This window comes from Selenomonas sp. KH1T6, assembly GCF_900108415.1.
In the GTDB taxonomy this organism is placed as follows: domain Bacteria; phylum Bacillota; class Negativicutes; order Selenomonadales; family Selenomonadaceae; genus Selenomonas_B; species Selenomonas_B ruminantium_A.
This window is the reverse complement of record NZ_FNWN01000002.1, coordinates 247,525-266,600: the sequence shown is the minus strand read 5'-3', so window position 1 is coordinate 266,600 and position 19,076 is coordinate 247,525. Positions and strand designations below refer to the sequence as shown.

The 19,076-nt window shown below is 50.9% G+C and carries 14 protein-coding genes; all 14 read right to left on the bottom strand.

Annotation, left to right across the window (positions count from 1 at the left end; translation table 11 throughout):
* Nucleotides 1–211: 211 nt before the first annotated feature.
* Nucleotides 212–1,027 (bottom strand): CRISPR system precrRNA processing endoribonuclease RAMP protein Cas6, encoded by an 816-nt coding sequence (gene cas6, locus BLW59_RS02705; protein WP_074695902.1) that lies wholly within the window; start codon nt 1,025–1,027, stop codon nt 212–214.
* A 48-nt stretch (nt 1,028–1,075) separates the two neighbouring features.
* Nucleotides 1,076–2,860 carry a TM1812 family CRISPR-associated protein gene (locus BLW59_RS02700; RefSeq protein WP_074695899.1) on the bottom strand — a complete coding sequence of 595 codons (1,785 nt, stop codon included), beginning with the start codon at nt 2,858–2,860 and terminating at the stop codon, nt 1,076–1,078.
* A 48-nt stretch (nt 2,861–2,908) separates the two neighbouring features.
* Nucleotides 2,909–4,597 carry a TIGR03986 family CRISPR-associated RAMP protein gene (locus tag BLW59_RS02695; protein WP_074695896.1) on the bottom strand — a complete coding sequence of 563 codons (1,689 nt, stop codon included), beginning with the start codon at nt 4,595–4,597 and terminating at the stop codon, nt 2,909–2,911.
* Entirely contained in the window at nt 4,594–5,175 is a 582-nt protein-coding gene (gene csx19 / locus BLW59_RS02690) for a CRISPR-associated protein Csx19 (protein ID WP_074695893.1), read from the bottom strand. The genes BLW59_RS02695 and csx19 overlap by 4 nt, the downstream gene beginning before the upstream one ends.
* The gene (locus BLW59_RS02685) at nt 5,172–6,560 is read right to left on the bottom strand and encodes an RAMP superfamily CRISPR-associated protein (protein ID WP_074695891.1); all 1,389 of its coding nucleotides are present in this window, start codon (nt 6,558–6,560) and stop codon (nt 5,172–5,174) included. Before BLW59_RS02685 ends, csx19 begins: the two co-directional genes overlap by 4 nt.
* The gene (locus BLW59_RS02680) at nt 6,553–8,157 is read right to left on the bottom strand and encodes a hypothetical protein (RefSeq protein ID WP_074695888.1); all 1,605 of its coding nucleotides are present in this window, start codon (nt 8,155–8,157) and stop codon (nt 6,553–6,555) included. The genes BLW59_RS02685 and BLW59_RS02680 overlap by 8 nt, the downstream gene beginning before the upstream one ends.
* Entirely contained in the window at nt 8,154–8,999 is an 846-nt protein-coding gene (locus BLW59_RS02675) for an RAMP superfamily CRISPR-associated protein (RefSeq protein ID WP_074695886.1), read from the bottom strand. The genes BLW59_RS02680 and BLW59_RS02675 overlap by 4 nt, the downstream gene beginning before the upstream one ends.
* Entirely contained in the window at nt 8,983–10,620 is a 1,638-nt protein-coding gene (locus tag BLW59_RS02670; protein ID WP_074695884.1) for a hypothetical protein, read from the bottom strand. The genes BLW59_RS02675 and BLW59_RS02670 overlap by 17 nt, the downstream gene beginning before the upstream one ends.
* 109 nt (nt 10,621–10,729) lie before the next feature.
* On the bottom strand, nt 10,730–11,092 hold the full coding sequence (locus BLW59_RS02665; protein WP_074695951.1) for a hypothetical protein: 363 nt from the start codon (nt 11,090–11,092) through the stop codon (nt 10,730–10,732).
* 646 nt (nt 11,093–11,738) lie between these two features.
* A complete protein-coding gene (gene cas1, locus BLW59_RS02660) occupies nt 11,739–12,710 on the bottom strand; it encodes a CRISPR-associated endonuclease Cas1 (protein WP_074695880.1) in 972 nt (323 codons plus the stop codon).
* A 13-nt stretch (nt 12,711–12,723) separates the two neighbouring features.
* Complete coding sequence (gene cas2, locus BLW59_RS02655; protein ID WP_074695878.1) at nt 12,724–12,999, bottom strand: CRISPR-associated endonuclease Cas2; 276 nt, start codon at nt 12,997–12,999, stop codon at nt 12,724–12,726.
* A 515-nt stretch (nt 13,000–13,514) separates the two neighbouring features.
* Nucleotides 13,515–15,194 carry an AAA family ATPase gene (locus BLW59_RS02650; RefSeq protein ID WP_081348343.1) on the bottom strand — a complete coding sequence of 560 codons (1,680 nt, stop codon included), beginning with the start codon at nt 15,192–15,194 and terminating at the stop codon, nt 13,515–13,517.
* A 108-nt stretch (nt 15,195–15,302) separates the two neighbouring features.
* Complete coding sequence (gene uvrA / locus BLW59_RS02645) at nt 15,303–18,134, bottom strand: excinuclease ABC subunit UvrA (RefSeq protein ID WP_074695876.1); 2,832 nt, start codon at nt 18,132–18,134, stop codon at nt 15,303–15,305.
* Between the two features lie 29 nt (nt 18,135–18,163).
* Entirely contained in the window at nt 18,164–18,940 is a 777-nt protein-coding gene (locus BLW59_RS02640; RefSeq protein ID WP_074695873.1) for a helix-turn-helix domain-containing protein, read from the bottom strand.
* Nucleotides 18,941–19,076: the final 136 nt, after the last annotated feature.

Below are 19,076 nucleotides of genomic sequence, written 5' to 3'. Positions count from 1 at the left end.
GCCCGGAAAGTAGGTGAGAGTTGGGCTGAAATCCTACTTTTTGAAAACCTTCGCCATTTTTGGCGTAAATCCTGCCTGCCGTGAAAAACTTGTTTTCAAAAACACAGAGATATACCTCCTCTCCCCTTGCCACACCTGGCCTCAGCCGTGTTTTTACAAAAACTGAAAACCTCGACGGAAAATAGCCGTTTCCGGGCCCCCGCTCAGGTTTTCAGTTTTCCTCTATGATGCGTACCTGCCCCAGTCCATGAGAGGTCCAGCGGCCGACGCCTGCAAATTCTGCATAGGCGGCCAGTACGGCCATGATGCCCTTATATGTATCCGGTAGCTCATTCAGGCCATAGGTGAACCTGCCTACGAAGCCTCTGGCGCTACGCTTGGGGGCCAGGTTAATCCAGCAGCTTTTCCCCTGCCAGGCCAGAGGCAGGATGGCGTTGGCTGCTTCCGCTGCCAATTTCCTTGATATATCCCCAGGCATCTTCAATGCCTCCCACTTATCCGCCAAGGAGCCGAACACATACTCCGGCAGGGGCCAGGGGAAATCATTCTTGCCTGACTTGAAGGTGGCAGGAGATTTAAAATCCATGGTTATAGATGCCGGCAGAGAGCAGGAAAAGCACTCTGCCAGCATCTCTGTTGGTTCCACTACGCCAGAATAGGCACACAGATCCGGATCTGCGCATACACGCACTACTTCCAGCTGCAGCCTTCCCAGAGAAAGGCGGGAGCCTGGCTGCAGGCTCAGAAAAGCCTGCAGCACCTCATCACTCAGGGCCGTCACACGCCATCTTAGCAGCTGTCCTTCCTCCACATACAGACGGTTGTTAGCCGCTCCCCTCTTGCCGGGAAAAGCCAATTCTGCAGAGGTGAAGGGCTTGATGGACATCTGGTCGTGGACATAGGCGGCCAGCGCAGAAGAGTAATCCTTCAATATCTTGAAACACAATCCATGCAGCTGCTGTCCATGATAGAGGGGCAGGCTGTCGCTGCTGACGGCTCTCAATTCATATACTATAGCACCAATCATCTTAGATAACCATTCTCCTATTATTTTTCGGCAACGAACATACTACCACTATTTTGACCTGCCGGCAACCAGACTGGCCCAATGTTCAAGAGGAGTCAGAATCATGGAGCGCACCTCATCGACAGAGGTGACATCTTCCGTGTTGGCATGATTGATCTGGTTTCTCTCCACACGAATCTGGAAATACTCCTTCAGGCATTCCAGCATCTCCTTGTAGCGATAGTTGCTCTTGAGACAGTTTTTCTTATACAGGGAATAGTAGCGGTCAGAGTGTTTGTTCCACTTGTCATCCAGGACGCTCAGGAATTCATTGCGCACTTCTTCTGCCATTGCTCCTTCGCCGTAATCTTCCCTGGGGATAGCAAACAAATCGTAGATTTCCTGCACCTGCAGTTCAGCTATTCTGTTGGCAATATTTTCCTGGGGAATATCATAGCAGAAATCCTGAAGCGATCTCATTCTACTGGCATTTCGCTGACTTTCTTTATGTATAACCCGCAGCGCTTTCCCCAGCATGGCATATTTCTTTTCAAATTCATCAAAGGACAGCATCCTGCTCTTTAACATAGTGAAATCATATCCTGCCTTTGCCAAGGCATCACAGAAAGAAACCACCTTAGGATACTTGGAACTTTTCAGCTCGCCAGTTTCCTTGTGGCCGGAGTTGAAAGCCAAAATATCTGCTTTGATGAATTCAGCCAAGGTCAGATTATCAGCCTCATTTTTTGAAGCTTTGCCGCCCTTGTCTGTATAATTGACGATAAAATAATACTGCCAGGAACGTCCCTGCCTTCTGCCTTCACTTTCACAGAACAGCAAAACTCTGGGATCGTCCGTGTAGGCAATTTTGGTATTCACCAAATATGGCGGCATCCACTCTGTGCAAAGTGTCATGGCCTGCTGCAGGAAGCCCTTGTTCGTACACCAACGGATAATATCAAATTCTGTGGCCCGCCCCTGTATCAGAGGTCCGTATTCATTCTGCAGGGTAGTGATGATACTGGCAAAGAGATTTTCTTGCAGCGTATCTCCATGATTTTCCTTGAAAGCCTTCAGGTAGACGTTCAGCGTCTTCAGCTCATCCTTGATGAGGCTGGTCCTGCACATCTTGATGGCATCAGAGAAGCGCTGCATGGCTTTCAGAAGGTTGCTGAGTGATTCTGTCTTTGGCGCGGTCTGGAAGTATTCCTGCAGCCCTTCTACACTGCCGAACTTGACGAATTCATCTGCACCATTGATCAGGTTGAACAGCCCCAGGAGGGAAGTGGCATCAAAGACAGTCTGCCTTTCCGGGTCAGAATAGAGGACTTTGCCCAGTTCAATGCCGTTATACTGCAAAAGCTGCATAATCGTCAGCATCATCACGGAGTTATAACGGAATCCTCCTGTCATGTCGGCGTAGAGCCTTATCCTGGCCTGGGGATGTTCCTGGGCATAGTCCATTATCTGTCCGGCAATCTTCGTGACATTTCGCAGGGACTCGTCGATATTGTCCAGGCCGTCGTAGTATCTTATGCTATGTAGCTTGCCGGACAAGCGCTCATCAGCCTCTATGAGCCGCTTCTTGAGGAAGTTTATGTGGGTGAGCATCCCATACTTCTCAGTCTTTGGGGCATCAAATGTCTCCACCTTTTCGCTGGATACCAGGAAAACAGCATCCAAAGGATTGTCCCCCAGCTCGCGCTGTACCGCGATGATGGCAGATTCATTGGTCTGTATGGCCGTATAGGGCTTCCCGCCTACCCCCCAATAGCGGATTGGATTATCTATGCTTCTTTGCAGCACCAGGCTGACGAAGGCCAGCATGATATTGTAAATCGGTTCATTCGACATATATTTGCCCCCTTGGACTTTGCAGATAAGCAGGGATAGGGACGACCTTTATTTCACTTCCCTGGCCAAAGGCAATATCAAGCGGTTTTGGAAGGGTCCTTCCGGGTCATTGATATCCATGGCAGCAGTCTTATCATTCCAGTCAGGCGCAGAAGTGTTCTTCCAGTCCAGCAGATGCGAAAGTTCTCCTTGAGCAATCTGATAGCGGTGATAATCCTCCTTGGACAAGCCGGACTTCAGTTTTTCTTCGAATTCTGCCACATACTCGGAGAAATCTGCCATTGTTTCGGCGGTATGCCACTGGCCGCTGTCATCAAAAAGCTGCCTGTAATAGGAATCCCCATCAAGCTGCAGCGTGGCTTCTACACGGATGCTGCCAAGGCCGATAGATTTCCCCTGCCCAATCTTGAAGCAAAGCTCCTCATCTTTCCGGGACAGCTCGAAGACCTTCAGCAGCGCTCCCAGTTCATCCCTGCTAAGGCGCTCAAAGCGTATCCTGCTTTGGAATACCTGCCCGGGCTTTACAGGTTGTATAGGATGGAGGCACATATTGGTTTCTTTCTGCTCAGGATTTACCCATGACATCTTCTTGTGCCAGTACATCTTATACCCGCGTATGCAGGCACCATTGGAATCCCAATGCTTGATTTGCTTGGGGTCATCCTGATGCAGGTAAAGCTGGAAAGAGGTGGGCTTGGGATTGCTGAGGATCTTGGCATAGGCGGGATTTTCCTGGGCAGCCCTGCCACTGGTGCAGACGGCATTCTCGAAGGAAAGCCTGCTCCCCCACAATTCCTTGCGGCCGAAAAGCGCATCTGTGTAGTCAATAACATCTGTCTGCAAGCCTTTTGGCACCGCCATGCCAATGGATTGCTTGTAAGGTATGCGGTAAAATCTGCCGAAGCCAAAATGTCCTATCTGTCCATTCTCCTCCACGAAGAAGCAGGGCGCGACGAAATCTATCTCATCATCTCCCGTGAAATCAGCAGCCTCATTATTTCTCTTGCAATATTTTTGGTCAAATAAATCTACCCCCTTGCGCGTCTCATCAGTTTTATACGCCTCTATCACCTCCTGCTCCACCAACACTTTCTGAGACCAGTTGGGTACACTGTGAATTGTGTAATGATGTTTTCTCGGCATAGGCCCCGTATAGGTCGCAACTCCGCCGTCACTTTCCCAATTTATGCCAGGTGGTTTCCTGCTTATCTCTCCGGCTCTGACGTCTATCTCCTGGAAGTCGGTATATACCATGTAATATTGGTTCTCAACCTTGTTGTGGATTAGAAAACCTGCCTGCACATTCTCTTTTTTTACGCGGGATGTATATACATCGCGAAGATAGCACTTTTTAGCATCAGAATTCTTCTTTGCCGCCATGGCACGGAAATAAAGATGCTTGTCGTTGAAGTCCGCATCTTCCTTATTGCCGCGCATGGCGCCGCAGGTCACTATCTTGAAGATATTCTTCACCATGCCCCGGATAGAGCTGCCCGGGATGACCGGGACCCCATTGGGACTGAAAAACTCGCTGCCGCCGTTGCCTACGAAGATGCTTGTCATGGTTTTGATGGACAGGCATATATAGCCGCTTAATTTCCCCTGGGACAGCACATGGCGGCGGTAGTTCTCCTGCCGTTCCTCATCTGATTCGGCTCCACCGTCAAAGGGCGCTGACAATACCTTGGGCGGCAGGGAGACAAAGTTGTACGGGGCTGTTGCTTGCCTGGGCATCATCTTGCATCTCCCTTCACATAAACAGGCCGTATTGCCTTGAATCTGTAGTCCACATATCCTGCCTGGGCAGTCTGCTCATTGATACCCACATAGCTGCGTGTCTCCAGAGCATAGTATTCCGCCTCTGCCTCTATGGCCGGGAGCAGCATTTGCAGCTTGCGGTCACCGTCAACCAGTTTCATATATCCTTCTGCACACTCCTGAGTTTCTGTTTTCCTGCCCCAGAATCTGGAGGCCGAATCAATATACTCAGCTTCTTCGCCCTCGCCATCTTTGCGGTAACGGCCTTCAAAACCGCCTACCTGCTTCAGCAGGTGCAGTTCCTCATTTTCATTGAACACCCTCACTTCCAGAAGCAAGCCGTCCTGGGGGGCTGTCTCCGGGAAGTGCAGCTGCCCCCCTTCCCATTTGCCCCAGCTGATGGCATTTATCTGCCAGAGGACAACTAATCCCGTCTGAAAATCCAATTCCTGCAATTTTGCCTGCAACCCGGCTGCAGCGGCAGGAATAGCTATATCTTTTATGAGGCTCTTTCCGGCTTTGATTTCCGTAGGCCTCAAAAGCGCTTCATGATTCATGCCCCTGCCTCCTTCATATTTATGAACTCATCGACGAACTTCTGCAGCTTCCCGGCTTCCTCCGTCTGGATGCCCGGGCCTTCCAAGCGTGAGAAGGGCTTGCCTTTGTAGTATAGCTCAGCCTTCAGGCCGCGCAGTCTGCCATAACCGATAGATTTGCCACTGCCGATGGCAATCCGTCCCAGCCAGGCATCCTTGAGCAGCAGCAGGGCCAATCCTATCTCCCAGGGCTGGGCATGGCTTATTTCCCAATGCATAGTGAGGGCACGCTTATCTGTCTCCTTTTGCCAGACAGGCATTGAGGTAAACAGCGCTGAATCGATAGTGCCGCCTGTGAAGCGGTCTACCCTTATGCGTGTCTGTGGGTAAGACTGCACAGCTTCGCTCAGGCGGATTTCATCCACCAGGAAACGGCTGCGGGATTTGGGTGAAAGATGTTCGCGCAGTTTCTGAGGATCAGGCCCCATTAGGGATTCCAACATATCTGTATTCTTTCCCAGAGACTGAAGTATGTACTCACAGCGATGGCGCAGCACTCCCTTGAGACTTGATCCAGGCACCAGCCATTTTCCGTCGCTGTCACGCATCATAATGGCATCAAGCTTGCCCTCCTCTGCCCCGCTGCCAGTCAGATGGGATTTGTCGCTGTCACGGACCATAAGCCCCCCTTCCAGGAGGAAATCTGCATCTACCACGAAGCTGTCCTCTGGGTAAGCATGCTCTGATTCCTTTTTCTCGAAAAGGCTGTGCCTTCTGGGAGGCTGATCCAGAAAATAGGCCGCCGTGTCATCTGCATTCTGGAAGTCATATACAGCTATGCTGATGTCTTCCAGGACGGCCTTGCCAAAGCCTATAGCTGTGCGTGCTCCCAAATGGAACCCATCTGCCAGATGACTGCCCAGCCTCACCAGAGTTTTTTCCAGCAAATCTTTGTCACTTTCATGGATATTTCGCAGGATGATTTCTGCCACAAAGGTGCCATGAGCTCCCTTATCTATGACCTCATAATCGAACTTGCCATGCTTGATGCCAGTCCCCGTCAGTCCATCCAGATTGACGCTGTCACGATGGACAATCGTAACGTTGCTGAGCTTGATGTCGTAGATGATGGTTGAGCTTTGCAGCTTCATTTCATCGGCAAAGGGCTGCTCCAGATCGGTGCCAAAAAGCAGTGCTGCCGCCCGGGGATTCTCCCCTTCAACGTACTGGCGCAGCACTCCTGCCAGAGAGGTGCCGGGGATAAAGGCATAGCCCTTCTTATCCTTCAAAATCTGGATATCTGTCTGACTGCCTTCCTCATGGCCGCCCATGCCTATCAGCAGCGGGGCTTTCAGCAAAAGATTCCCCGCTATGCAGAGCTTGCCGCGAATGCTTCCCTTACTCATCATCCCACCACCTTTCCAGCTTCTCGGCTTTCCGGCCATTGCGGAAGAACCAGTGCCAATATTCATAGAAGAGCTTGTCATTATTTTTCAGTTCATCCAACGACAGCTTGTCATCGATATCTGCCAGAGCCTCGTGAATCTTCGGTGACAGCACACTTTGCCAGTCGCACTTGTTGTAGGGCATTTTGTCAAGGGGAGTATTTTCCAGCAGTTCGCCCAGACCTGTCCTGTTGACTTCTACTTTGCGCAGCATCCGGGTCAGAGGCGTACTCTCACCGCCTTTTTCTGCCGCCAGATTATTTTGCATATTGCTGCGGCAGTAGTTGCTCTTTTCATCCAGCATGCTATCCAAACGTGCGAAGAGATGATTGGCATCCTGTGGGAAATATTTTCTTGCCTGTTCCACATCTTCTGCGGCAAAAAGCCTGACGGCTTCACGCATCTTCTTTTCCACTATCTCCTGAGCCAATTTTGCCACCTTGCCTGATTTGATAGTGCGCCTTGGCGGCTTTGCATCGTCTGGCGTTTTGGCATACTCCAGCCTGGGACACCGCCACACGCGGACCTGCCCATAGCCTTCCTCAGTGCGGAGGCCTATGCCCTCATAGCAGAGCCGGGTCAGATGCTGCCAGTCTTCGTCGTTCCAATCCTCATCCTTCTGGAGAATGAAGATAGTGCCGGCTGCCAAGGCATTCAGCCTGGTACGTTTCATACCCCAGACACCAACAAAGCTGTCAGCCTTTTCAGCCTTGGAAAATATCTTCCGTTTCCCGCTTTGGATATGGAATGCCTCCCTTTGGCAGCGTTCATTCATTGCCCTGGCGAATTCTTCCAATCCCTTCAGGGCATCACTAGTAAGGCCCGCCAGCAGGAGCGGGGTATCAAGGCGCAGGCAGACGCATCTGCCCTCCTCTCTCGGTACCAGGGGAACCTCCTCTATCCTGCCCAGCTCAATGCTGCAGCTGCCATACTGTGTGTATTGGGAGCGGCCTACATGAGCCAGCCAGGATTTTTCCTGCAGTACAGCTGTCAGCTTTTCCAATGCTTCCTGACTGCCGAAGATATATCCTTCAAAAGACTGGCCAGGTGCTATTGATTCGTAGTTGTAGATGCCTCCTTTGAGGGAACGTCCGGCCAGGCGCTCTTTGTCGTCCTGGCTGCCATTGTCACTGCGGCTCATGTGCAGGGTGATGTTTTTCTTTATTTCCGTGGAGTAGATTTTCCCCTTCTCTATGGAGCCAAAGCCACGCAGGGATTTATAATTCGCTTCTGAATCCTGCTGCAGCAGATCAATGATGCTGTTTCCGTCTTTGATTTTCTGCAGGGACAGAGGCATCACCATGCTTCTGCATCCCGTGGTCTTGTTTACAGGATAGGCATCCACAAAGCGGAGCTTCTGGAAAAACAGCTCTACAAAGTCCCTGTCCTCGTGGGCTTTTTTACCCAGGTCCGCCTTTTTTATATAGCGTCCTGCCAGTATGCCCCGCAGGATATTGCCGGAGAAATAGTCGTAGGTGGCGGTCATGACGTCGGTATTGCCTTTGGTGGAAAGAATGACCGACGAAACCGTCTTGATTTTGATGGCCAACTGCCTCATCTGTTCTTTCCCTCCTTGAAAACGTCTTTTATCAGGGGAGTGCGTATATCTTTGCCATCCTGCAGCATAAGGCAGTCGATACTGCCAAAGCCACGGGTGCGCTTTACCCCTGCCTGGGTCAGATTCTTGAAGGCCAGCGCCAGCAGTTTGAAGTGCCGCGCTGTACCACCGATGACCTCTATCTTCCCCTCGAAGTACAGACCTGCTTCCACCACGCGCATATTGTGGAGAGAGCCGTCTGCCGCCGTCCCTGTCTTCCTGTCCAGTCTCGTTTGATACCGCAGAGAGGTATACTGTTCCAGCACATCATTGACGGTGAAAATCTCAGGATAGGCACGCTGCAGATACTGCCAGTCCTCTTTCATGTCCTCATACCCCTCAAGATACAAGTTGGGTATAATGAGCCGGGCTTTCCCCTGGCTGCCATGGTGGAAAAGAGCGTCCAGCTCCTCCCGCAGCTCTGCGCCATTACCCAGAGGGGTGTTCATTTCCGTCACTTCCAGGGCGCTCTCATACAGAAGCCCCTTCAGCCTTTTGGCAGGAAAATACGGCAGCCCCGCCTCATCATGGATGACTTCCGCATCCACATTCACATCAGCCTGTCCGGATCCAAGATGCAGAGGTGACTGGGTATGCACTCTCAAAGTGAAGTAATCATAGGCAATCTTATTGATTTTGGCTTCCGGGAATTCTTTCGTATCGCTCTGCTTCGACACGGGCCGTGGTGCTTCCTTGGGCTGTTGCTTTATCTTGGCAGCATTTTGCCCCATGGCTATGCGTCTTTGTTTTTCCAGTTCCCGCTGTTCCTTTTTGCTTGCTTTTTTCTTATCCTTCCCTGCCACTATTCTCCACCTCCCCGAATGCGCAGAAATCCAGCATTTCAATCATATCCACATAGGGTGTCCTGTCCTCTGCCCATAGTTCCTTCTCATAGGGTTTCCACGCTTCCACCGCAGGAAGTCGCATCATGCTATGGGGATTCGTGCGTATCAGATAATCAAGCTGCTGCTTGAATTGGATCTGCTCGTGCCTGCCTGCGGCCAGGACTCTGCGCATCTCTTTCAGCTTGCTCATGGGCATCTTGTGCGGGCCAAAATGTACCTCCTGCATGGCCAGCAGCAGGTTGTCCAGGGCCTCCGGCATATCCCCGGAAGCATCCACCCGATAGGGGCCAAAGTGCATATTGCGCCCCAGCACATCATGGTATTCCTGCGCACGGATCTGGGAAAGCTGAGAAGCCTGCTCCCCATGGAGAATGGCAAAATCCAGCCAGCAGGAGGGAGCATCATCCTGGCGCATGCGCTTCTTGGCCTCACCGCACAGCTGCTCGGTCATCTCGTACCCTCTGAAGAAGGGGTACGATGTGGGCAGGATGGCAATGCCTCCGCAGCTGCAAATCCCGTTTTCCTTCAGCTCGCTCATGACAAAAGCCGCAAATTGCAGCGCAAGCCTGGCATGACAGACAAAGGTCATGTCATCACCACCCAGGATCAAGGGACGGATGGGCAGCAAGATCTCACCATCCGGACGCTCGACTCTCTTCAAGAAGTCCCAATCGCCATAGCAGGACAGGATATCGTCAACCAGAGCATTGAAGGCGCAGATTGTTTTCTTGCGTATAGAGATAGAAAGGTTTTTCCTCTTGGTAAGGGTATGGCATTCGCGGAACTGCTTGCCCATATTGTTGCCATCTATATGGACTACAGCCAGGTAGTCTTCCTTCTCCTTCTGGCCCAGCTCGTCAAACTTCGTGGGGAAGGCCCATCCCCTCAGATAGTCCTCCCTATCTTCTTCGGCAATGACGCTGCGCAGCTTGTCCATGAGTTCCCTCTCTGCCGGTGCTTCCCCCTCGCCGGTTTTCCTGTCAGCCAGGATTTTCGTCTCTATCTCCCAGGAGTAGAAATGCTCATCTTCCTCGTCGTAAACATTGGCAGTTTCGCCATTGCTTGAGCAGGACAAAGTAAGTCCCGTATAGGGCAGAGATACCTCCGGGAATACGGTATTCTGTGCGTTCTTCAGTTCTTCATGCAACAGGTCAAGGCCGCTCTTGCCATCTGCATTCAACAGGAATTTCCCGTCCTTATCCATGGAGACAGTGCCGATAGCCGCTCCGGTTTTCAGGCCGGGGTACTCTACCAGAGCAAGTTTCGTAAAAGTGCTGACTACCTCCCGAAGCTTCTGTGTCTCTGTCTCGGGACGGAACAGCAAAAGGGCATTGCCGCCGCCTATATAGCCCACACGGCATGGAGTATCCATGGCCTCCCAGTCCGGCTCCACCACCTGATGCCATGTCTCCTGATCAATGGAGCCAGCACCACATACCTTTTCCACCGCACGAATCAAAGCATCAGAGAAAAGCGTCTCCACTAAATAGGAAGCGCCAATGTTTGTTTTTAGCTGATTTCCGGAGAAAATGTATTGCTGGATTGACCGTGTATCAAAAAGTATCGCCTTAAAATCCATAACCTTCCCCCCTACAACTCCAATATATCATTGGGAATCTTCGCCTTCTTTCAGCAAAATCCTGCCAATTAAAGTTTTGCCCCCTGCTTTTGTCATTGCCGTACATCCCTCAATACTCACGGAACTTCACAAATTTGAAATATGATACCTTGCGAGATACGTCGCCCTGCCATTCCTCTCTGGAAAGGCGCTCGCTACAGGCTGCCAGGACAGTTATACCATGCTCCTTTAGAAGTCTAACCAGCCCATAAGTATAGGTAAATTCTCCCTGACAAAGCACCGCCGCCGGAGACATAGCCATGATTTCTGAATGATACTTCTGGACAACCTCATTGATTTTTTGCTCACTGTAATCAGCCTGCAACTCTGGAAAAGGCATATCCATAATGCCACCATAGGCAAGCGCTGCCTCCTTTCGCTCCTGCGACCAGTTAGCCGAAGGGTGATTACTGTGATTGATGAAAACTGACATAATAGCTCCTTTCGTTATCTGCTTTAACTCTCTCACTTGATATAACCACTCCTGAGAAGTGTTTCTGGCATTTTAGGCAAAAAAAATACAGGCTATACGCCTGTAAAAAATACCGCAAGCGGTAAGGGCTGGCCATCAACGATGAGCTTGAAGCATCTCTACCTTCTAAGGTTCTCTGTTACGATACCGCAAGCGGTAAGGGCTGGCCATCAACGTATTAACTCTTTAGATTCAAAGGGAGGAATCTGTTACGATACCGCAAGCGGTAAGGGCTGGCCATCAACCGGATGGCTTTGCCGGTCTTGGCTTCTTCATCACGGTTACGATACCGCAAGCGGTAAGGGCTGGCCATCAACTCTGTCGCCCGGAAAGCAGGTGAGAGTTGGGCTGAAATCCTGCTTTTTGAAAAGCTTCGCCATTTTTCCCGGAAATCCTTCCTGCTGCGGAAAAACTTGTTTTCAAAAACATAGATCCAGACCTCCTCTCCCCTTGCTACATAAGGCTTCAGCCGTGTTTTGTAAAAAACTGAAAACCTCGACGGGAAATAGCCGATTCCCAGACCCAATCAGGATTTTCAGTTTTTCCTGCAGGCTTCCCTCATATCTTCTCCTATTCTTCATTCTGAGCCCAAACATCTAATCTTCCTTTATTTTGAGGATTTCAGCGGGTATAGCGGCTCCTGACGGAACTGTTCTACCCGCTTTTGTATGAGCTGCCGGGGAGAGAGACCGTCATACTCCTGATAGGGCTTCTCCATGTAGTCCTCATATCTATGGAACCAGAGCATGCGGGCTTCATCGGTAAGGCGGCACTCATCTTCATCATTTTTCTCAAAATCCTGCAGCTTATAGGTTTGCATACGCAACAGATTCAACACGAAGCGGTCAATTACAGGCTGACGGAATAGCTCCATGAGGTCAAATACCAGGCTGTCCTTGCGATTATTGTTGCTATGCAGGAAACCTATGCGGGCATCCAGTCCCTGGCCGATGATGGCGATGCGCACTTCCCGCTCCAGGAAGGCATAGCCGAAGTTCAGCAAGGCATTGACCGGATCCGTGGCAGGACGTGTACGCCCTTTGAAGTGCCAGGTTCTGTTATCCAGCAGAGCGCCGAAGCCCGCGAAGTAGTTCCGCGCACAGCTGCCCTCAAGCCCCCGCAGGCTATCTTCCGTTTCGCAGGAGCCTGCCTTGTTCCGCTCTGCCTTCAGCGCATTCAGAGATTTAGTAAGCTGCTGATTTTGCACTGTGCGGGTGTAGCTCTTCAGCAAGCGGTATTGATTTTTTATCTTCTCTGCTACCACAGACCTGGCTAACTGCATAGACAAAGCCGGGGCTTCCAATGTGGCAAACTGCTGCCTGATGACAGGTAATGTAGCCTGATCGTCAGCCAGCTGCCCTAAAAGGCAGCATTTTTTGTCCACAAAGAAGATGGGGATTTTTGCCTCCAGACAGGCATAGACAGCCGCTGTGGTTATAGTGGTCGAAGGGCCTACTACCACGGAAGTCAGGGCTCTGATGGGCATGCGGCCTATCAGCTGATCATCTTTTTCTATGACAATCCTGCCGCCATCTTTTTTTGCGCTACTTCCCTTTGAGAGCAGATAAAGTACACTCATGCCATTGCTCCCCTTATACGACAATCACGGAACGGTCTTCTTCCAAAGGTCTGCCTTGCATGAGGATTCCTTTGTCACAGTCTTTGCAGACAGGTATCACCATCAGTAGAGGATTATCAGCATTTTCTGTCATATGCAGCAAGGCTTCCCATATAGACTTGATTTCCCTGCTGCTGCATTTGCAAGAAAATACGCTGAATTGAATACGAAAAGCGTGGTCTTCAAGATACTTCACCACGCTGCTGCGAATCTTATCCTCTTTGATGTCATAGCAGATAATGTACTTCAATCACAACACCTCCGCTATTATAAAATCTGGCCGAAAGGTGTTACGACACCGCAAGCGGTAAGGGCAGACCTTCAACCTCATGCTTGAGTGTGCTTGGGACAAAGTCAATAAGTTACGATACCGCAAGCGGTAAGGGCAGGCCTTCAACTTCGAAGAAATGAGGAAGGCAATGAAGGATCAGTTTGGGTTACGATACCGCAAGCGGTAAGGGCAGGCCTTCAACTCTGTCGCCCGAAAAGCAGGTGAGAGTTGTGCTGAAATCCTGCTTTTTGAAAATCTTCGCCATTTTTCCCGAAAATCCTGCCTGCTACGGAAAAACATGTTTTAAAAAACATGGTCTCAACCCTCCTCAACCCTTGCTACACCTAGCTTCAAGCATGTTTTTGCCAAACCTGAAAACCTCGACGGAAAATAGCCGCTTCCCGGCCTCAGCCAAGGTTTTCAGTTTTTCCTAGAACCTGCATATCGTTTTCTACATTGTAAAGCAAAAAGCGTCAATTAACAATTTGATTTGACTATTTCTCTGCAGCCTCGATATGGCACTTCTTCCCGCAGAAAGCAATGCCATACTGCCACACATCACTTACCCCGCGCCGCTCAAACTCTGCGGTGTAGGCGTTCTCCTCTATCTGTGCCAGGGCTTCCTTGGCCCGTATGGCCAGTTCTCCCTCGCTCTCCGCCACCTTGAACTCAAGCAGGGCACCTGCTGTCTGGTTCTTGCCGGGGAAGATAGCGATGTCGAATCTGCCATAGCCGGATTCCCGGTTGCTGACCACCTCAAAGCGCGGCATCAGCGTGGCCAGCAAGCCCAGCACCAGGCCGTGATAAAAGCTTTCTTTGGCACCAGTATCATAGAAGCTTGCCATAGCGCACAGGAAGCCGGAAAGTTCCGCCTCAAAATCCGCAGCCTTGCCAGTAAGCAAGCTGCTCAAAAGCTTCTTGAGCATTTTCGCATCTGAGCCTATGCCTGTCAAATACCGCATGACTTCTTTCTTGAAGAGAGTCTGTATTTCCCAGTTCGGTATCCTCATGGTGCAGTCGTCGCCTGTGTAGGGATCGGGATAATCTGCCATGGTAAGATAGCCTGTATTCAGCAGCATGGAATACAGGGCATCGCTGTTTTCGCTTATATCACTGTAGATGATCCCCTCCATAAGTTCCGCAGATACAGTCTTGCCATGCAACAACTCAGCAAGTTCATTCGTCTGGGCAGCCGTGGCATTTTCCAGCAACTGTTTCAAAATACTATTGCTGGAAGTATTGACCCAATATGTGGCAGGACAACAATCTTTTTGGAAATAGTTGATAACAGACCACGGGTTATAAATTTCCTGCCCCGCAAAATCATAGCCATCATACCACTCTTTTATCTCTGGCAGCTTTTCCTCCATCTCAAAGTCTGCCGCCATCTTCTGTACTTCCCCATAAGTGAAGCCCATGGCATCCAGATAATTCCCGGAAGCAACACTTGCAACATCCAAGTTATTCAAAGAGCTGAAGATGCTCTCCTTGGCAATGCGCAACACGCCAGTCAAGACGGCAAAGTCCAGATTGGGATTGGACTTCAGCACGGAGCTCAGGTAATTGCGCACAAAATTGATGGCTTCTGGATAGTAGTCGTTATCCCAGGCAGCCTGAATAGGTGCGTCATACTCATCAATGAGCACCAGGACATTTTTCTTGTGATAGCGGGCCAAATAATCGGTCAGGTTGCTCAGTGAGTATTGCAATTCCACCTTGGATACCTTGCCGGATAAGATAGCCTGAAAACTCTCCTTGTCTTCCGGATAGAGCACCTCGCTCTCCAAAAGATACCTGAAAGACTGGTAAACCTTCTTCATTAGTGAAGCAAAGGACTCAAGCATATCCCCCATGGAATTTTCCTTGATATCCTTAAAGCTCAGAAACACCACCGGCTTCGTCCCTTGCTCCCCCATGTACCGTTCACCTGCGGCCTCTATCTTTGTGCCTTCAAAGAGCGCCTTGTTCCACTCTGCCTCTTTCATGGTGAAGAAGTAATAGAGCATGCTCATGGCCAGGGTCTTGCCAAATCGCCGTGGTCGGGTAATAAGGGTGGCCGCGGCATGACCATCTATGAGTTTCCTGATGAAATCCGTCTTGTCCACATAATAATATTTTTCCCGTACCCGTCGGAAGTCATCCACCCCCACGGGCATGACGTAATGCTGCTTCATGCGCTCCACCTCCCCAAAGCAGATAGTTCTTTTCCCTATTGATTCTAACAAAGGGGCAATACCCCTTCAAGGCTGGAAGTAAAAATAAGAGTGTGAGGTATACCTATTTTACAGCTTTTCTTCCAGCAAGGGCTTCAGGAATTTGCCTGTATAGGACTCCGGCACCTTCACGATTTCCTCCGGGCGGCCTTCTGCTACAATGGTACCGCCCCCGCTGCCTCCTTCGGGGCCCAGGTCGATGATGTGGTCGGCGGTCTTGATGACATCCAGGTTATGCTCGATAACCACCACCGTATCGCCTCCCTCCACCAGACGGTGCAGGATGAGTAGAAGCTTGTCGATGTCTGCCGTATGCAGGCCTGTGGTGGGCTCGTCCAGGATATAGAGAGTGCGGCCCGTGCTGCGGCGGGAAAGCTCCGTGGCCAGCTTCACCCTCTGGGCCTCACCGCCGGAGAGGGTGGTGGCGCTCTGGCCCAGCTTGATGTAGCCCAGCCCCACATCCTTGATGACCTGAAGCTTGCGGGCTATCTTGGGCACATTCTGGAAGAACTCCACCGCTTCATCTATGGTCATGTCCAGCACATCGGCAATGGTCTTGCCTTTGTAGCGCACTTCCAGAGTCTCCCGGTTGTAGCGGGCACCGTGGCAGACCTCGCAGGGCACGTAAACATCAGGCAGGAAGTGCATCTCGATTTTCAGGATTCCGTCCCCCCGGCAGGCCTCGCAGCGGCCCCCTTTCACATTGAAGCTGAAGCGGCCTGCCTTGTAGCCCCTCATCTTGGCCTCTGCCGTCTGGCTGTAAAGCTGGCGGATGCTGTCAAAAACACCTGTATAGGTGGCAGGGTTGGAGCGTGGAGTGCGGCCAATGGGCTGCTGATCGATATCTATGATCTTGTCGATATTCTCCAGCCCCTTGATGCGCTTGTGCCTTCCGGGCTTGCCTTTGGCATGGTAAAGGCGGGAAGCAATCCCTTTGTAGAGGATTTCGTTCACCAAAGTGGACTTGCCGGAGCCTGAGACTCCCGTCACCAGAGTCAGGGTCCCCAGAGGGAATTTCACGGAAATATTCTTGAGGTTGTTTTCCTGTGCCCCCACCACTTCCAGGAACTTGCCCGTACCTGGACGCCTCTTGGCGGGCACGGGAATGAACTTGCGACGGGAAAGGTATGCCCCCGTGATGGATTCTTTGACCTTTTCCACTTCTTCTGCCGTGCCCTGGGCCACGATGCTGCCGCCGTGCTCGCCTGCCCCCGGGCCGATATCGATGATCTGGTCTGCCGCCCTCATGGTGTCCTCGTCATGCTCCACCACCAGCAGGGTGTTGCCCAGATCACGCAAATGCTTGAGGGTCATGAGCAGCCGGTTGTTGTCCCGCTGATGCAGGCCGATGCTGGGCTCGTCCAGCACATAGAGCACGCCGGTAAGGCCGGAACCTATCTGGGTGGCCAAGCGTATGCGCTGGGCCTCTCCGCCGGAGAGCGTGCCTGCCGCCCGGGAAAGGGTCAGGTAATCAAGACCCACATCCAGCAAAAACCTCAGCCGGGCATGGATTTCCTTCAGGATCTGCCGGGCAATCTTCTGCTCCCTTGGTGTGAAGTCCTTCTCTGCCTCCGTCAGGAATTCGTCTGCCTCCCGGATAGTCAGGTCAGTATACTGGGCGATATTCTTCTCCCCAATGGTGATGGCTAGCACCTCAGGCTTCAGCCTGGCCCCGTGGCAGGTCTGGCAGGGAATCTCCGTCATGTAATTCTCATAGGACTCCCGCATCTCCTCCGAATCCGTCTCATGGTAGCGGCGCTCCAACAAGGGCATGACCCCTTCAAAGGGCACATTGTATTCCTTGTACTCCCCAAACATATTGGTGTAGTGGAAGCGGAACCGCTCATTCCCGGAGCCGTGCAGAAGAATGTCTTTGGTATTGTCATCCAGCTGCCGCCAAGGGGTGTCCATACTGTCTCCCCGCTCCTCCAGAATGGCTTTCATCACACACATGGAGTAGGACTGGCTGTTCTTGGACAAGGGAGCAAAGCCCCCACCGGCTACGGAAAGACTCGGGTCAGGTATCACCAGCTCCTCGTCAAACTCCATGTGACTGCCCAGACCAGTACAGACAGGGCAGGCTCCATAAGGACTGTTGAAAGAAAACATGCGGGGAGCGATTTCCGGCAGGCTGATGCCGCAGTCCACGCAGGCGAAATTCTCGCTGAACATCAGGAGGTCTCCGTCCACCACCTGCACATAGGCCACCCCCTCCCCCAGCTTCAGTGCTGTTTCCAGAGAATCTGCCAGGCGCATTTCCATGCCTTCCCGCACCACCAGGCGGTCAATGACCACCTCAATAGTATGTTTCTTTGTCTTCTCCAGCTGGATATCTTCATTGACATCAAAGATTTCCCCGTCAATGCGCACCCGCACATAGCCTTCATGGCGGATGTGGTCGAGGATCTTCTTGTGCTCCCCCTTCTTGCCCCGCACCACCTGGGCCATGACCAGGAGCTTCGTACGTTCTGGCAGCTCTTTGAGCTGGTCCAGCATCTGGTCAATGGACTGCTGGGTGATGGGCTTGCCGCACTTGGGACAATGGGGCCGCCCAGCCCTGGCGTAAAGCAGGCGCAGGTAGTCGTAAATCTCCGTCACCGTGCCCACAGTGGAGCGGGGATTGTGGCTGGTAGTTTTCTGGTCGATGGAGATAGCCGGGGAAAGCCCGTCTATCTGATCCACGTCCGGCTTGTCCATCTGCCCTAAAAACTGCCGGGCATAAGAGGACAGGGACTCCACATACCGGCGCTGCCCCTCGGCATATACCGTGTCAAAAGCCAGAGAGGACTTGCCAGAGCCCGACAGCCCCGTCACAACCACCAGCTTATCCCGGGGGATATCCACATTGATGTTCTTAAGATTGTGGGCGCGAGCGCCCTTGATTTTGATATACTCTTCCATAAGCTAGCCCCCCTATGTTAGTGAAGTCTTTAATTTTCAGTATAAAACTGTCTCTCATCCCAATTCTCAAAGTGATATGGATGCCCCTTCGGCAAATAATAGTTTGAATAAAGAAAAGTTACTATATCCATATCCCCAAATAAATCAAAAACCCACTCCTTTGAGTATGCATCTTCCTTTCCACATAATTCCGACATTTCTTCATTCAATTCCATAAATACTGAAGCCTCTTCATTGCAAAGATACATTACCAGCTCTTCCATCACACTATACGGCAAGATTTGCCCACCTGTTTGCGCACAACTACACATACTATGCAATACGCAACTAATATGGTATAAGAAATCATAGTCATAATGCATCAAAAACTGCTTAGGCAGCATATCTGTCAAACAAGAAAAATTCAACTGCCCCATATGACTTCCTTTAGGCATAATGGACAGTTCTTCCATATCCATCATAATGTGATCATATAATATATCACTGCCTATAACAAATGACATTGCCGCTGCCAAACCGAAATTCTTCTCCAAGTACTTTGACCACGATGCTTGTTCTCTACATTTTTCCAACGAAAATTCACATTCATTCTCCTCATGCGAAGTTAAACTACGCCAGTTTAAGGCCTTGCACAATCCAGCTACCTTATCTTGTCGAATAGACTCCCCTGCTTCATATCTGCTCCAAGTCTTCATCCCCACTCCTGCCCTGGAAGCAGCTTCCTCAATTGTAAGTCCAAGTTCAACTCTTCGTTGCTTAATTCTTGCCGCAATATTTATATCTCCCCGAATCACCTTGCTAGGCATGATTTCTCACCTCACATAAGTTACATGTCACTATAATGTCATTATGTCATAAAGTAAAAAGACTGTCAAGTACATAAATCACTCATTATGATAAACCCAATCATGAGTTTCCCGTTCTATCTTTTTTTTCCTGCAA

Excerpts from the sequence above, each read along its gene's own strand:
- csx19 (WP_074695893.1), bottom strand. The coding sequence starts at position 5,175 with ATGAATCATGAAGCGCTTTTGAGGCCTACGGAAATCAAAGCCGGAAAG.
- BLW59_RS02680 (WP_074695888.1), bottom strand. The coding sequence starts at position 8,157 with ATGAGGCAGTTGGCCATCAAAATCAAGACGGTTTCGTCGGTCATTCTT.
- BLW59_RS02700 (WP_074695899.1), bottom strand. The coding sequence starts at position 2,860 with ATGTCGAATGAACCGATTTACAATATCATGCTGGCCTTCGTCAGCCTG.
- BLW59_RS02640 (WP_074695873.1), bottom strand. The coding sequence starts at position 18,940 with ATGCCTAGCAAGGTGATTCGGGGAGATATAAATATTGCGGCAAGAATT.
- BLW59_RS02650 (WP_081348343.1), bottom strand. The coding sequence starts at position 15,194 with ATGAAGCAGCATTACGTCATGCCCGTGGGGGTGGATGACTTCCGACGG.
- BLW59_RS02685 (WP_074695891.1), bottom strand. The coding sequence starts at position 6,560 with ATGAGTAAGGGAAGCATTCGCGGCAAGCTCTGCATAGCGGGGAATCTT.
- BLW59_RS02665 (WP_074695951.1), bottom strand. The coding sequence starts at position 11,092 with ATGTCAGTTTTCATCAATCACAGTAATCACCCTTCGGCTAACTGGTCG.
- cas1 (WP_074695880.1), bottom strand. The coding sequence starts at position 12,710 with ATGAGTGTACTTTATCTGCTCTCAAAGGGAAGTAGCGCAAAAAAAGAT.
- BLW59_RS02670 (WP_074695884.1), bottom strand. The coding sequence starts at position 10,620 with ATGGATTTTAAGGCGATACTTTTTGATACACGGTCAATCCAGCAATAC.
- cas6 (WP_074695902.1), bottom strand. The coding sequence starts at position 1,027 with ATGATTGGTGCTATAGTATATGAATTGAGAGCCGTCAGCAGCGACAGC.
- BLW59_RS02695 (WP_074695896.1), bottom strand. The coding sequence starts at position 4,597 with ATGATGCCCAGGCAAGCAACAGCCCCGTACAACTTTGTCTCCCTGCCG.
- uvrA (WP_074695876.1), bottom strand. The coding sequence starts at position 18,134 with ATGGAAGAGTATATCAAAATCAAGGGCGCTCGCGCCCACAATCTTAAG.